This window comes from Streptomyces sp. NBC_01454 (assembly GCF_036227565.1).
Lineage (GTDB): Bacteria > Actinomycetota > Actinomycetes > Streptomycetales > Streptomycetaceae > Streptomyces.
This window is the reverse complement of record NZ_CP109461.1, coordinates 140,418-153,924: the sequence shown is the minus strand read 5'-3', so window position 1 is coordinate 153,924 and position 13,507 is coordinate 140,418. Positions and strand designations below refer to the sequence as shown.

The window sequence follows — 13,507 nt, the reverse complement described above, 5'->3', positions numbered from 1 at the left end:
CAGTCTCTAGGATATCGGTCAGGCCACCGAGAGTTGTCCATCGGTCCTCTGTCGTATGTGGCGTCGCGTCACCGTCTCGCATTGCGTTGCGCCTGCATGAGGGTGGTGTTCCACTGGAATTGTGGGGGAAGCTCGACGGCACAGTTCGCCCAGGCCGAGACCTCTGGAGTCGGTATGGCTGCGTCAGCCGAAGGGACGGCCGGAGCCGAGCTTCCGGTTGCACTGTGCCTCTCTGGCGGTGGCTACCGAGCGATGCTCTTCCATGCGGGCGCGCTTCTGAGGCTGTGCGAGCTCAGGTGGGTACAGCGGCTGGACTTGGTGTCCAGCGTGTCCGGTGGATCGATCGTTGCAGGCCACCTTGCCTCGCAGTGGGACGCGATGATCGCTGGTGACGACCTCTCGCAAAGCTACCGTGACCTGGTACTCAACCCCCTCCTGTCCCTATCGCGTCAGACGATTGACATGCCAGCGGTCGCCAGGGGATTTGCCACACCGGGGGGTAGCGCACGCAGGGTGGCGGCTGCCTACGGGAAGCACCTCTTTCACGGGAAAACGTTCCAGGAGATACCCGATCACCCGCGATTCGTTATCAACGCCACGAATATGCAGAGCGGAGCCCTTTGGCGTTTCTCTAAGTCATATGCCCGTGACTACAAGGTCGGAGGAATCGAGAAGCCGGACGTCGGGCTCGCGGAGGCCGTGGCGGCGTCGTCGGCGTTTCCTCCGTTCTTGTCGCCAGCTATCCTCCGCTTCTCCCCGGACGCCTGGAGTTGGCGGGGAGCTGATCCGCGCATGCAGCGCGAGCCGTACACCTCACGCGTCGTACTCAGCGACGGTGGGATATACGACAATCTCGCGCTGGAATCCGCCAAACGTTGTACGACACTACTCGTGAGCGACGGCGGCGGTCACCTTTCCCCAACGCCCCGGCCGCAGGACAATTGGCTGGGCCAACTGCGACGCGTGCTCGCGGTCGAGGACAACCAGGTTCGAGCGCTGCGGAAACGCGCCCTGATTGATGGCTACCAGCGCAATTCTTTCACTGGAGCTTATTGGGGAATTCGGACAGACATAGAGAATTACCATCTCGCCGATGCACTCCCCTGCCCCTACACAGAGGCTCTGCGTCTGGCAGCCATCCGTACTCGTCTGGCATCGCCAAGTGAGCGTGATCGCTTTGAGCTGGTGAACTGGGGCTATGCCGTATGTGATGCGGCGCTGCGCGCACATGTGGACAGGTCGTTGAGCCCTCCCACGGAATTCCCTTTCCCTGAGGTGGCGCTCTGATTGGCCAGAGGGAGGAAGATATGACGCTTGTTGAGACGGGAGACGTATGGGGGGTGTCCGGTTTGCGAGAGTGGGACCCTAAGTCGGTCATTGAGGGGAAGGCGTTGGGCACAGGGTCCATTGGGGAGGAGTGGCAGCCACTAGTAGGGCTTGGTCATGTGCGGTCCTTGATGGCGTGTCTTCTTGATCGGTCGTGTCGTTGACCGTGTGTGCTGAGTGGGGAGTTGGCTGCGGTCCGGTGTGATCTGGAGGACTTCGCGGCGGAGATGTTCGAGCCGTTCGCGCGGGCGGATCAGCGACGGTGGGGCGGGGTCTATCTGCGGGGCCTGCTGCTGGACGGCGGGCGCAAGTCGGTGGAGCCGATGGCCGCCCGCCTGGGCGAGGACGGGAACCGGCAGGCCCTGGCCCACTTCGTCACCTCCAGCCCGTGGGATGCGGCGCATGTGCGGGCCCGTCTGGCCTGGCGTATGCAGCCGGTCGTCAAACCCACCGCGTTGATCATCGATGACACCGGGTTCCTCAAGGACGGGGACGCGTCCGCGTGCGTGACCAGGCAGTACACCGGCACCGCGGGCAAGGTCACCAACTGCCAGGCCGGGGTCTCGCTGCACCTGGCTTCCAACGGCGCCTCGGCGGCGGTGAACTGGCGTCTGTTCCTGCCCGGGAGCTGGGATCCCGCCTCACCGAAGGCCGATCCGGCCAAGGTGGCCCGTCGTGACAAGTGCGCTATCCCCGCCCAGGTCGGCCATGTCGAGAAGTGGCAGCTGGCCCTCGACATGATCGACGAGACGCGGTCCTGGGGCATCGAGGTGCCCCAGGTCATCGCCGACGGCGGCTACGGGGACACCGCCGCCTTCCGGCTCGGTCTGGAAGAACGCGGCCTCGACTACGTGGTGGGCATCTCGACCACGACCACCGCGCAACCCGAGGACGCGCAGCCGTGCACCCCGGCCTTCCCCGACCGGGGCCGACGGCCGGCTCCTGCCTACCCCGAGCCAGCACAGAGGGTGAAGAGCCTGGTCATCGCGGCCGGTAAATCTTCCGCGCGGCCGGTGCAGTGGAGGGAGGGATCGCGGCCCGGCAGTGGCCGCAGCGGACACAAGCGCATGTACTCGCGCTTCGTGGCCCTGCGGGTCCGGCCCGCCGGACGTGAGATCCGCAAGGCCACAGCCGCCACCGAGCTTCCGGTCCGCTGGCTGCTGGCCGAATGGCCCGCCAACCAGGACGAGCCCGTGCAGTTCTGGCTCTCCAACCTGCCTGAGACCACCTCGTTGCCCGTCCTCGTGCGCACCGCGAAGCTCCGCTGGCGCATCGAGAACGACTACCGCGAGATGAAACAGGCCCTGGGCCTGGCCCACTTCGAAGGCCGAACCTGGCCAGGCTGGCACCACCACGTCACCCTCGTCTCGGTCGCGCACGCCTTCTGCACCCTTCAGCGACTGAGCCGATCCCCAAAAGAGACGGCGTCGGCCTGAGCCTCTACCGAATCGTTCGCGAGCTGCAGATACTCCTCGTGATCTGGACCGGCGCCTGTCCCACCTGTCACCGCGACATGCCAGACCCCGCACCAACATGACCAAGCCCTACTAGAGCTTTACTACGTGGTGGTCGAAGAAATGACTCCTGATGTCGTCATCCTAGAGGTATCCCGGTGGCCAATGATGGATGATAAGGGTCGCCCGAAGTTTTTGCCACTTCCGGAAAAGGTTCGCGGGCGCTATGAGGAAGACGAGAGAATCGTCCTACTATCCGTCGCTCCGGAGGCTCTGCACGGGAAAAAGCGCGTGCGCTTCGGGCAAACAGTCCAAGGGGAGCCAGTGCAGATTGATGACGCCTTCGGGGTGGCTATTGATCCGGCTAAATGGCCCGATCAGCCCGGTAGCGTCGTCTACGGAGAGGCTCTTTCAGGACTCATGTGCTCGCCGCTGTATGACGTCACTGCCGAGGCCCGAGAAATGTCCCGAATCGTGAGGCTAGCCTCGATCGCACCCCCCGTCGAAGAAAAATATGCCGCCATTGCAGAGGAGGGAGAGGAGGATTAACCTGTCGCGCTTCTGAAGGAGGAGTCATGGGCGACCCAAGGGTGATACCGATTACTGATCTCGATATTTCTGGATCTGGTAATCGATTTATCGATAGCATCACTGAAACTGACATGGTCTACTTTCTGCTTAACGTGGGAAATGGCGATGCTCAGCTCTTAATGTTGCCATTTCGTGACGGTAGGCGCGATCTTGTCGTTGTTGATGTCGGTAGATTTAAAGTGATGCGTGAGTTGATTGCCTCATTGCAGCAGGGGGGGTTCATTTCGGAGCCGGTGGAAATTGATATCGCCATTGCGACCCATCCGCACCGGGATCACATCGCTGGAATGGGTAGCCTCCTCGATTTCTGCAAGGTCCATGAATTCTGGGATGCGGGCTTCGATACGGGTAAGCCGACTTATTGGGAGATGCGCGATAAAGCCGAGGCGGTATCCCGTGTCTGCGAGCCGACTAGTGGGTACGAGAGACTGCTTAAGAATGTTAATTTTACGGTACTTGCTCCGTCGATTGCATTGAAGCATCAATTTGACAGTCGGGGCATCGAGGAGAATAACTCCTCGATCGTGCTCATGGTCGAATATCCCTACATACCAACAGTTCAGCGACAAGGAGAGCGAACCCCACTCCACCGCCGCCGGGGAGCTCGTCTACTGCTCGGAGCAGACGCTCAGACCGCCAGTTGGGCCCACGTGGAGAGCGATTTCCCGGCCTCGAAAACCCGTGCCTCACGAGGTGCTGGCGAGACGCGGCAACGCCGGGAAGTAGATTACCTGGACGCTGATGTACTCAAGGTGCCGCATCACGGGTCTAAGCACGGAGTGAATCTCGAATTTGTTGAACGGGTGGGTCCCAAGTACAGCTTGGTGTCCTGTGCCGAGGGGGGAGGGGTGCATCGCTTCCCACACGCCATTGCCCAGGAGATCCTGCGCGAGGCACGTCACCGGACCGCTGCCAGGGGCGGCGACAGGCCAGGAGACCATAAGCTTGGTATTCACTACACAAGTGACTACATCATTGATGTCTCCGGCGCGAAGCTGCCTCTGGGCTCTGTTGCCATCGTCGTGGGGTTGGGGCGCAATCAGTTGAGCGTCTGGCGCCTGGGTGACGGAAATGCTGCCGGCGGGTTGAGTGACCTCGGACGGGCAGTCAAGGTCAAATAGGGTAGCCGCATGACCGGGCGGCTGCCGTCGTGTGGAACTGCTGGGAACGTGCCTCAGCTGCGCGAGCCCTACAATGCAGCGTGGCTTCCGGCAACTGGAAACCTGTGGATGTTCTGGCCCGTGGCCACCTATTTATGGGAGATCACGTCTCGCGGTGTCCGGTCAAAGAGATGCCCTGGGTGCAAGCGAAGCGCATGGAGGTGCGGAGTAGTTGCCGTAGGTGGCGATGGCGACGACATCGGCTTCGCCGTCGCTGGTCCCTGCGACAGCCGCCTTGTATCCATGTTCACCCTCGGCCAGCGATGCGCTCGCAGAGCTCTTGAGCGGCTGGGACGTCGTGGATGCCCGGTAGGCGGGCAGCGATATTGGTCAGGCCGTCGTTGATGCGGACGGACTGCACGCCGTCTGCGCAGTTTAGGAAGTCGTTCCAGGTGTCCAGGGCCTGAGCGGTGTTGCCGCGCTTGAGCTGGACGTGGCCTAGGTCGGCGAGCACGATCGCCCGCGTGCGCTTCCGGTCCAGACCGTGGATGTCCAGGGCCAGGTGCAGGTGTTCCTCGGCGGCGGCGAGGTCGCCCATCTGCACGTGGATCATGCCGGACTCGTGGGCCCATCGCCCGTGGCTGTAGTGGCTCGCCCATGACTGGCCGGGCCGGGCCGGGGCGTGTTCGATCGCGGCTTGGGCGGAGGTGAGCATCTTCGTGGCGGTGGTGCGGTCGCCGTCGGCGGCGGACGCGCGGGCGAGGGTGTTGCGGTAGTACGCCAGGGCCTTGGGGTTGGCCAGCTTCCGGCCGCGTTGCTCGCATGCTCCGGCGAGCCGGACGGCGGTAGGTAGGTGGCCGAGGTCGATGGCCTGGTCCGCCAGTCCGCGCAGGGCGGTGGCAGCGAGCTCGTTCTCGCCAGCCTCGGCCGCGAGCCGGAAGCTGTGCACGTTGTACCGCTGGCTCAGCCCCTGGTGGCCTTCGTCGCGGGCCATCCACCCGATCAGGTGGACCAGTTCGCTGGTGGCGGCGAATAGCTCGCGGCCAACCTTCTCGGTATAGCGGCCGTCCAGCCAGCGCTTGACGTCCAGGGTCAGGTACCGGACGGCCAGGTGGCGGGCGTGTCCGCCGCCGAGCTCTGAGGCGGCGTCGCCGAGCGTGGTGGTCATCGTGCGGACCGCAGCGACTTCGCCCATCCCGACGCCGACGGGGCCGGGCTTGTTCGCGCGGCGGGTAACGGCTTCGGCGTCGGGCAGATCGAGCGCGGCCAGGCCAACGGCAGCGGATGCCGCGAGGAACTGCCGTCGTTCCACGTCGGTGCCTCCCAAGAGCATGACTGAGGTCACGGTATCGGCGAACTGGGCCTTATTGTCCCCGGACAGGTCAAGGTGCAGTACCTGTTCGATGAACGGCAACCACTCTTCCGGCTCCCGCCGTCCGGTCTCCCACCGGTAGACCTGCTGCCGGTCGAGAAACCCTGCCTTCCCCCAGCGCGCCATCGACAGCTCGTCTGCGAGCGGTTGCTGGCTGCATCTGGGGCGCCGTGCTTCGCGTGCCGCGCGGATGCGCTCCCCGATAGTCATGTCCGGCCGATCGTTGGTCGTGCTGGTTCACAACTGGCCTACAGCTGGCCCACATTGTGGCAGCTGCCCACCCTGTGCGTCTGCGCGTTGACTGTTCGTCGTAGCCCGGCGGACCGAGCCGGGCGGCGAGTGAAGGGAATTCGTCATGAAGCACACCACCCCGGTTTACGAGGCGCCCGTCGTGCTTGACGCCGGTGACGTCGTTGCGGTGACGCTGGGCACGCAGCCCTTCGACACCGCCGACGACTTCTCTGTCAAGTCCTGCGTGTTGAGGCTGGATGTGGCAGCTCGTGCACACCCTCCACCTCCCGCTGGGCCCACACAGCACAACACTTCAGCCCGTCCCCTTCCGGGAGACGGGCTGAAGTGTGTTCGGGCTGGCATTCCAACAGAATTCCCGGTGGGCCCATGGCTCTCGCTGGAACTCGATTGTGCGCGGGGCTTACTGGATCACCGGTCTTCTTGGAGTTTGAGGAGTTCGTGGAATAGCCCTTGATGCGCCAACTCGTCGTACGTACCCATTTGCTCGATGCGGCCTTGGTTGAGCACGATGATGCGGTCGGCAAGACGAGTGTTGGCCAGGCGATGGGTGATGAAGATGGTGGCCCGTCCGGCAGCAAGGTTTCTCAGCCGGGTGAAGATCCGATGTTCGGCGCGGGCATCGAGGGCGGCGGTCGGCTCGTCCATGACGAGCACGGGGGCGTCGCGATGGAAAGCGCGGGCGACCGCGATGCGCTGCCACTGTCCGCCCGAGAGGTCGTGGCCGCCCCACCATGAGCGGGCCAGGGAGGTGTCCAGCCCGTGCGGCAGTGTGGCGATGACGGCGTCGGCTCCGGCGGCTTCGGCGGCGGCATGGACAGCCGGGTCTCCTTCGAGGCGGGGCTGGCCGAGGGTGATGTTCTCGCGGACGGCCAGCGGCCAGCGGGTGTAGTCCTGCGGGACAAGCGCGATCTTCGCCAGCGCGCTGGCCGGGTCGGCGTCGGCCAGGTCCACCCCGTCCCACCGCACCGACCCCGCAGTGGGGAGGAACAGGCCGGTCAGGAGGCGGGCGAGAGTGCTCTTGCCGGCGCCGTTCTCGCCCACCAGGGCGATGACCTCGCCCCGCTTGAGGTCCAGGCTGATGCCGTCGAGCGCGGTCCGGTCGGCGCCGGGGTAGGTGAAGGAGACGTCAGTGGCGGTGATCACCTGCGGTCCGTCCTCGGCGACCTGTGCCGAACCGCGGCGGGCCGTCCACGGCTTGGCTACCGCGAGGAACCGGGCCCAGTCGTCCAGGGACAGCGAGGTGCGAAACAGCCGGGCCCCGGCCCTCACCGTCGTGGCCAGTGCCGCGCCGGAGGTCCGCACCGCCAGCGCGGCGGTTCCCGCTGCGGCGAGCTCCATCCGGCCGGCTGCCACCAGGAGCACGAGCGCGCCCCAGGTGGCGGCGGTGCCGACGGCGGTGAGTGCGTCGCCGATGCCCTGCACTACCAGGGCCTGCCGGGTGGCCTTGAGCTGTTCGGCCTCCAGGCGGCCGGAGACGATGCGGTACTGCCGGATCAGGAAGCCCGCCATGGTGCTCGCGCGGACCTCATCGGCGGTGTTCCGCTCGGTGGTGTAAGAGCGGAAGACGTTGCGCAGGCGGGAGTCGGCGAGGTTGCGGTGGTGGGCGGCGTGCTCGACCCGCGCCCCCCGTACGGCACCCCACGCGCACGGGATCACGGAGAGGACCAGCAGCGGAAGCATCACCGGGTGCAGGACAGTGACGACCGTTGCAGCGGCGGCCAACTGGGCGGCGGCTGAGGTCAGGAGCTGGGCGTCGAGGATGAGGTCGCCGGTCTTCTCTGCGCCGTCGGAGGCGGCGGCGTGGGCGTCCTCGAAGTCCGGGTCCTCGTACGCCACCAGCTCGGCGGCCGTGGCCGCGGTGATGACCTCCAGGTCAGCCTCGCGTACGGCCTTCGGCGCGAGCTGGGCCGCTGCCCCGCGGGCGCCGACGTCGAGTAGGTAGCGGCCACAGGCGGCGAGGGCGAACACCACCACGGCGGTCAGGTTCTCGCGGAGCCCGGCGGCGATGTCGTCGCCGGTGAAGACGGCGGCCAGCACGCGGGTGGTGGCCGCGAGCGCGGTCGCGGTGAGGGCGGCGGCGCCGATCTGGCAGCCAAGCAGGGCCAGGACGGCGCGGCGGTCGGTGCGCCAGCCGAGCCGAGCTGCATCGGTGAGGGTGCGGGGCAGACGGCGCGCTATCGCCCACGTGGACAGGTTGACGCTCGCCTCGAAGTGCCGGTCGGAAGCCAGGCGCATCACGGGCGGCTGCCCCGTGCCGGCGACGGACGGCGAGGATACGGAAGAACTCACGATCCCCATCAGGGAGCCGGACTAGGCAGCCGGGCAACGGGATTGTTCCGCAGGTTCCTCATCGGCCCAGGTCGCCCGGACCGAACGTCAGCCTCGCCGCCCGGCTTTCACTCGTTCGAGTGAGGCCGTGGTCCGGGGCGGGGAGGCTCGGGCCAGCCCCGGACCACGGCAGCCCAGGGCCGTCTACGGCACGGACAGGACCGGCATCCACGGCCGGTCGACGGCGTCGCCGATGTCGCGGCCGACCGTGCCTTCGGGTACCTCGGCCCAGGCGTGCGCGGCGTCGGGCAGGAAGCGGGCGCCGAGCACCCAGCGGGCCTGGCGGCCGGTGAGGGCCGTCGCCAGGACGGTGGCGAGGCTGATCTCCATGCACGCGATCCGGCCCGGCCACCACGAGGGGATCACCGCCAGCACCGCTGTATACAGGGCCTCCAGCCGGGCGAGCCGCGCGTGCGGCAGACGGCACAGCAGCCGTACGGCGCCGATCTGCCAGCGCAGCGGGCACCGGCTCATCACCAGGGAGAGTGTGAGCGCGACGCCCGCGACCAGGCGGTCCCGCCGCGGCGCGGTGGGCCGGGCGGTGGGGACCATGACCGTCACCGCCACCACCTCCCCCGGGGCGGGCGGTCGGTGTCGACCAGTACGCCGGTGGCCACCAGCTCATCGACGAACGCGGCGATCTGCTTGCCGACAGCCTGCGGGTCCTGGCCGGTCGGGATGGCGATCTCGTCGGCGAGCCCGCCGGTGCCGCCCCGGACGGTGACGGCGTGCCAGATCTTCGAGGCGTCCGGATCGAGCATCAGCCACCGGCCGCGCCGGACATCGAGCACCGCCGTGCCGTACGGACCGGTGGCGTGGTGGACGTGAGAGGCGGGAGTCAGCATGCCGCCTCCAGCTCGGTCGCCTGGCCACTGAGCCACCAGCAGGTTACGAGCAGTTGGTGCAGGTCGGCGATCACCGTGGCGCTCTGGCCCCGGGCCGCTTGCGCGAGCGCGGAGCGGATGGCCGCGGGGTCGATGAGCCCGCCGTCGACGAGCGGACTCGACACGATCAGCCCGTCGAGCCGGTCCCGATGCCGGGCGAGGCCGGCGATGCGCTGGGCGGTGAATGAGCCCTTCGAACGCCGGGAGGTCAGCCAGTCCGGGAGCTCGGGCAACGACTCGCGCAGCAGCGGCTTGTATGCCACCAGTCCGCGGCGGGCGAGGGCCGGGACGGCGAAGGCGGCGCGGACGACGGTGTTGTCCAGGTACGGATACACCGGCTGGATACCGAGCGCGTGGCCGTACGGGATCCAGCCGCGGGCCGAGGCGCCCACCGACCGCAGAGCGGCCCACTGGTCGAATTCATCCGCCGGCTCCGGCTGCTGGTCACCGGCGGCTTGCCGCAGCAGGGCTGCGACCTGGTGGCGGCCGTAGCCGGTGAGCCAGGACGCTGCGGCCCCCAGACGGCACCAGGACCAGCCGGCTACGGCGGCCTCCGGCCTGACGGGCCCGCGCTCCAGGGCCTCGGCGGCGCGTTCGAGGGAGCCGGCCCGGCCCAGGTCGGCGGCCTGCTTGAGGGCTTTCCAGTACGGGCCGGGTGCGGTGTTGCGGAGCCGGGCGAACGCCACGACCTGGCGGTGGGCCTCGCGCCGTCGGCCGTCCTGCAGCAGGCGGACCCAGCAGGAGCTGGAAGCGTCCAGGACGATGTCCCCACCGTGCCCGGTCAAGTGCAGCGGCAGCCCCCGTACGGGGTGCAAGTAGCTGGTGTCCATGGCGAACATCGCCGCCTCCAGCACCGGCTCCGCCCCCGTCGGCTGCCCGGCCGGAAAGGAGAACGGCAGCTGCTCGTCGGCGCCAATGTCGACCGTGTGCCGGGCGCCGGTGTGCTCAGCGACGCGGGAGGCGAACGCCATGTCTTCCCCGCTGGTGTAGCCGTCGGTGTACGTCACCGCGTGCACCCGGCCGACGTCAGCAGCGAGCACGACGGCCGCCGAGGAGTCCAGCCCACCGGACAGGTCCGCCCCCACCACCCCGCCAGCGGCGCGGACCCGGTGCTGGACGGCCTCCGTGAGCGCGCGGCCGAACCGTTCAGCGCCTTCGCGGAGCTCGTCTACGGGCTCGACGCCGGAGATGTCGATGAGCTGCGGCGGCGCCCCCGGCGCGAGCAGCAGCCCGAACCCGCCGGGCACCATCCGGATCTCTTCGCACAGCGTGCGGTGCGGCCAGTGGTGCTCACCCACCGTCAGCCGCGCCACCAGCCACGGCAGGTCCGGCACGAGCGGACGCCCCAGGACTCCGGGCATGCTCGCCCATGCCGTCTCCTCGCCACGCAGCATGTAGTACACGGCCCGGATACCCGCCAGGTCGCCGCACACGAACCGCAGCCGACCAATGCTCGCGACCACCCAGTACGAGCCCGGCCACCGGGTCAGCTCGGCCCACCGGCCCGCCCGTACCGCCACAAGCGCGGCGCGAAGTTCCTGCTCGGTGACAGCGCAGTCGCCCACGACCGCGAGGGCAACCAGCCCTTCGGCGGCCGCGCGGACCCGCGCGGCCGGGGCCCGGCGGACGTCGCCGAGCCCGTCGATCGTCAATCCGTCCACGGCGGCGCTGCCGCCGCTGATCCACTCCTGTCCCATGTGCACGCCTCCCCTTTGATCAGCCCTGTGACGCGCCCGGGGGCCGGCCATACGACGGCCGGCCCCCGGGGTGCTCGGTCAGGTCCTGCGGGCTGGTCAGCCCTCGAAGTAGTTGGACTTGTCCGAGTCGTTGAACACCTGGCGGCCCAGGGTGAGGGTCGCCACCGGGTGGTTGCTGACCTGCGGCGCGAAGCCGCCGGTGCTCGGCGCCGCGGCGGGCTTGTCCTCGACGGCGGGCTGGGTGGTGACGATGGTCTGCGCGGCCATGACTGGCCTCCCTTGTCATCGGTGGATGTGAGGTGGTGCTGCCTCTATGTCACCGCGATCGAAGATCCGTTCCCAGAGACGGAGTTGGGTACTTGCTGGGAGTGGATCTGGGAGGAAGTTGGGACGCGCTTGGGACCTCAGCCCGCCCGGAGAAGGCCAAGGACGGCCCGCTGGTAGACGGCATAGACCTGCGGCAGCTCGGCCAGGTGGGCGCGCTCGTCGATGCCGTGCAGTCCCTCGTACGGCACCCCGAATCCGGCGGTGGCCGAGATGCCCTCCCCGGCGAGCAGGTTGCCGATGTTCGACGGGCCCGCGGTCTTCGCCTTGGCCGCGAGCCCCATCTCGGCGGCGGCGCCCAGCAGGGCGGCGGCGGGCTGCTCGTCCTCGGCCAGGCGGAAGGGCGGCCAGGCGGCGACCGAGGTGACCTCGGTGGGCTTCGGGGCAGGCAGTTCCGCATCGAGCTCAGCGACGGCCTTGCGGATCAAGGTCTCGGCATCGTGGGCGTCAAAGGTCGGGGTAGTGCGGATGTCGACGTTCAGCTCGCACAGGTCGGGGGTAACCGAGAAGCCCTGACCGCCGTGGAAGGAAGTCACCGACAGTTTCGGCGGCAACGGGAAACCCGACCCGCCGTCGACGCCGGGAAGGTCGGCCGCGTCGAGGAGACGTACGAGGTGTGCGGCGCGGGAGATGGCACCGACCACGGTGCGGCTGGACCCGGAGTGCCCGGAGGGGGCGTGGACCGCGACGGCGGCCCGCCACAGGCCCCGGCCGCCGACCACGACTTCCTCCAGGCCCGGGTAGCCGATCATCACCCCGGCCGGGCGGACCGCGGCCTCGTCGGCCAGGTAGGCGCGGGCACCACCGAAGCCGCCGGTGTGCTCGTCGACGTCCAGCAGCACGGCGAGCCCGCCGTGCAGTTCAGCGGCCCGGTGCAGCAGGTCGGCGGCGATGTGGCAGAACATCGCCGCGGCGAGCTTTGAGTCGGAGCTGCCCCTGCCGAGCAGCCACCCCTCACGTACCTCCCCGGAGTCCGGAGGGAAGGACCAGGCGGTCTCGTCGCCGTACGGGGCGGTGTCTACGCAGGCATCCAGCGCCCACCACTGGCCCGGCCGGCCCCCGGGGATCTCCGCGAGCAGCCCCACCAGCTCACCTGCGTTGTCGTACAGACGGCGGTGCGGTACGGCGCGATCGGTGAGCCAGTCCTCCAGCACGCCGAGGACCGGTCCGTAGTCGTCGATCCCGGCGCGGCTCGGCCGCCGGATCAGTTCCTGGGCGAGCTCGGTCACGGACGCCATCCGAGCCTGCTGAAGGTTCTCGCTCACGCTTCTCCCCACCACATCAGTTGTGCCGCACCGGCAGCGCACGGACGGCCTCGATCGTCTCCACCGTCCGCGCCGAAGCACACGCCTCCCGCCCATGGTGGACCAGACCCACCGCGGCCTCGCGACTGAGTAAGGCGCCGCAGTCGAACCCTTCCGCGCCGTGGAAGGACGGCAGCGGTACGACCGCTTGTGTCTCCGAGGCCACGAAGAAGCGTTCCAGCGCCGCCGCCGGTTCGACCATCCCGATGTGGAGCGTCTTGACGCCGTTGCGGCGGGCGGACGGGTCGCGCAGCTCCAGCAGCCGCACCAGGTGGTCAGCGAGCGCGCGGTGCCGGGGCGGTCCGTACAGCACCCGGTAGTGGACCAGGTCCGGGTGCTGGGCCACCGCCGTCTCGATCGCCGCCAGATACGCCTTCTCCCGGCTCCGGCTGCCGGTGACGACCAGTTGCTCGCGCGCGCTGGAGGCGACGCTGACCATCGCCTCGATCAGGTCGGTCCAGCGAGTGAGCACCTTGACGACCACCGCCGTGCCGGAGGTCTCCAGCACGCTGGTGGCCTCCCCGTCCTGGTGGGCGAACAGCACCTCCGGGCGTTCCCGGTACAGCTGGCACAGCCCAGCCCGGTTCTTCGCCCCGGTTCGGCGCCGCCCGGTCTCCCACGCGCTGAGCAGGCTCGCGTCGGTTGCGCCCCCGGTGATCGCGTTCAGGGCGTCGGCGGCCTCCTCCAACGTCAGATTCCGTGCCGTACGGGCACGTCTGAGCGCCGACTCTCCGCTTGTCAGCCCAGCCACGGTCATCCTCCCGCCTGGTGATCCGTGGTCGGTTCAGCGCCTATGGATTTCACCGCACGTTCCCCCTTCGTCGACCATCCTTCGTACTCATCCCCGCATAGGGCTGGGCGCATCCCACACCAGC

13 protein-coding genes are annotated in these 13,507 nt (G+C 68.2%); 5 read left to right on the top strand and 8 right to left on the bottom strand.

The window, feature by feature from the left end:
• Nucleotides 1–96 precede the first annotated feature (96 nt).
• The 4 genes from OIU81_RS37345 (at nt 97) to OIU81_RS37330 (ending at nt 4,492) form a co-directional block, all read left to right on the top strand.
• Complete coding sequence (locus OIU81_RS37345; protein WP_443074898.1) at nt 97–1,287, top strand: patatin-like phospholipase family protein; 1,191 nt, start codon at nt 97–99, stop codon at nt 1,285–1,287.
• Between the two features lie 209 nt (nt 1,288–1,496).
• Nucleotides 1,497–2,762, top strand: a complete 1,266-nt coding sequence (locus OIU81_RS37340) for an IS701 family transposase (RefSeq protein WP_443073911.1) — start codon at nt 1,497–1,499, stop codon at nt 2,760–2,762.
• Nucleotides 2,763–2,888: 126 nt separating this feature from the next.
• On the top strand, nt 2,889–3,329 hold the full coding sequence (locus OIU81_RS37335) for a hypothetical protein (RefSeq protein WP_329142656.1): 441 nt from the start codon (nt 2,889–2,891) through the stop codon (nt 3,327–3,329).
• A gap of 26 nt (nt 3,330–3,355) precedes the next feature.
• Nucleotides 3,356–4,492, top strand: a complete 1,137-nt coding sequence (locus tag OIU81_RS37330; protein ID WP_329142657.1) for a ComEC/Rec2 family competence protein — start codon at nt 3,356–3,358, stop codon at nt 4,490–4,492.
• Between the two features lie 286 nt (nt 4,493–4,778).
• Here OIU81_RS37330 and OIU81_RS37325 read toward each other — a convergent pair whose 3' ends face one another.
• On the bottom strand, nt 4,779–5,969 hold the full coding sequence (locus tag OIU81_RS37325; protein WP_443074116.1) for a tetratricopeptide repeat protein: 1,191 nt from the start codon (nt 5,967–5,969) through the stop codon (nt 4,779–4,781).
• Nucleotides 5,970–6,198: 229 nt separating this feature from the next.
• On the opposite strand from OIU81_RS37325, the gene OIU81_RS42530 reads away from it, so the two are divergent.
• Nucleotides 6,199–6,549: a lasso RiPP family leader peptide-containing protein gene (locus OIU81_RS42530; protein WP_443073912.1), complete on the top strand. Its 351-nt coding sequence runs from the start codon at nt 6,199–6,201 to the stop codon at nt 6,547–6,549.
• Here OIU81_RS42530 and OIU81_RS37320 read toward each other — a convergent pair.
• From OIU81_RS37320 to OIU81_RS37290, 7 genes are all read right to left on the bottom strand, one after another.
• Nucleotides 6,504–8,393 (bottom strand): ATP-binding cassette domain-containing protein, encoded by a 1,890-nt coding sequence (locus tag OIU81_RS37320; RefSeq protein WP_443073913.1) that lies wholly within the window; start codon nt 8,391–8,393, stop codon nt 6,504–6,506. The genes OIU81_RS42530 and OIU81_RS37320 overlap by 46 nt on opposite strands.
• A gap of 174 nt (nt 8,394–8,567) precedes the next feature.
• Complete coding sequence (locus OIU81_RS37315; RefSeq protein WP_329154831.1) at nt 8,568–8,975, bottom strand: lasso peptide biosynthesis B2 protein; 408 nt, start codon at nt 8,973–8,975, stop codon at nt 8,568–8,570.
• A 5-nt stretch (nt 8,976–8,980) separates the two neighbouring features.
• A complete protein-coding gene (locus OIU81_RS37310) occupies nt 8,981–9,268 on the bottom strand; it encodes a PqqD family protein (RefSeq protein ID WP_329142659.1) in 288 nt (95 codons plus the stop codon).
• A complete protein-coding gene (locus OIU81_RS37305) occupies nt 9,262–11,004 on the bottom strand; it encodes an asparagine synthase-related protein (protein WP_329142660.1) in 1,743 nt (580 codons plus the stop codon). The genes OIU81_RS37310 and OIU81_RS37305 overlap by 7 nt, the downstream gene beginning before the upstream one ends.
• A gap of 96 nt (nt 11,005–11,100) precedes the next feature.
• Nucleotides 11,101–11,271 (bottom strand): hypothetical protein, encoded by a 171-nt coding sequence (locus OIU81_RS37300; RefSeq protein WP_329142661.1) that lies wholly within the window; start codon nt 11,269–11,271, stop codon nt 11,101–11,103.
• Nucleotides 11,272–11,408: 137 nt separating this feature from the next.
• Entirely contained in the window at nt 11,409–12,593 is a 1,185-nt protein-coding gene (locus tag OIU81_RS37295) for a M20 family metallopeptidase (protein ID WP_329142662.1), read from the bottom strand.
• Nucleotides 12,594–12,609: 16 nt separating this feature from the next.
• A complete protein-coding gene (locus tag OIU81_RS37290; protein ID WP_443073914.1) occupies nt 12,610–13,389 on the bottom strand; it encodes a helix-turn-helix domain-containing protein in 780 nt (259 codons plus the stop codon).
• Between the last annotated feature and the right edge of the window lie 118 nt (nt 13,390–13,507).

What these genes read in the sequence shown, in the direction of transcription:
- OIU81_RS37345 (WP_443074898.1), top strand. Translation starts at nt 97, where the DNA reads ATGAGGGTGGTGTTCCACTGGAATTGTGGGGGAAGCTCGACGGCACAG.
- OIU81_RS37330 (WP_329142657.1), top strand. Translation starts at nt 3,356, where the DNA reads ATGGGCGACCCAAGGGTGATACCGATTACTGATCTCGATATTTCTGGA.
- OIU81_RS37325 (WP_443074116.1), bottom strand. Translation starts at nt 5,969, where the DNA reads ATGGCGCGCTGGGGGAAGGCAGGGTTTCTCGACCGGCAGCAGGTCTAC.
- OIU81_RS42530 (WP_443073912.1), top strand. Translation starts at nt 6,199, where the DNA reads ATGAAGCACACCACCCCGGTTTACGAGGCGCCCGTCGTGCTTGACGCC.
- OIU81_RS37320 (WP_443073913.1), bottom strand. Translation starts at nt 8,393, where the DNA reads ATGGGGATCGTGAGTTCTTCCGTATCCTCGCCGTCCGTCGCCGGCACG.
- OIU81_RS37315 (WP_329154831.1), bottom strand. Translation starts at nt 8,975, where the DNA reads ATGGTCCCCACCGCCCGGCCCACCGCGCCGCGGCGGGACCGCCTGGTC.
- OIU81_RS37310 (WP_329142659.1), bottom strand. Translation starts at nt 9,268, where the DNA reads ATGCTGACTCCCGCCTCTCACGTCCACCACGCCACCGGTCCGTACGGC.
- OIU81_RS37305 (WP_329142660.1), bottom strand. Translation starts at nt 11,004, where the DNA reads ATGGGACAGGAGTGGATCAGCGGCGGCAGCGCCGCCGTGGACGGATTG.
- OIU81_RS37300 (WP_329142661.1), bottom strand. Translation starts at nt 11,271, where the DNA reads ATGGCCGCGCAGACCATCGTCACCACCCAGCCCGCCGTCGAGGACAAG.
- OIU81_RS37290 (WP_443073914.1), bottom strand. Translation starts at nt 13,389, where the DNA reads ATGACCGTGGCTGGGCTGACAAGCGGAGAGTCGGCGCTCAGACGTGCC.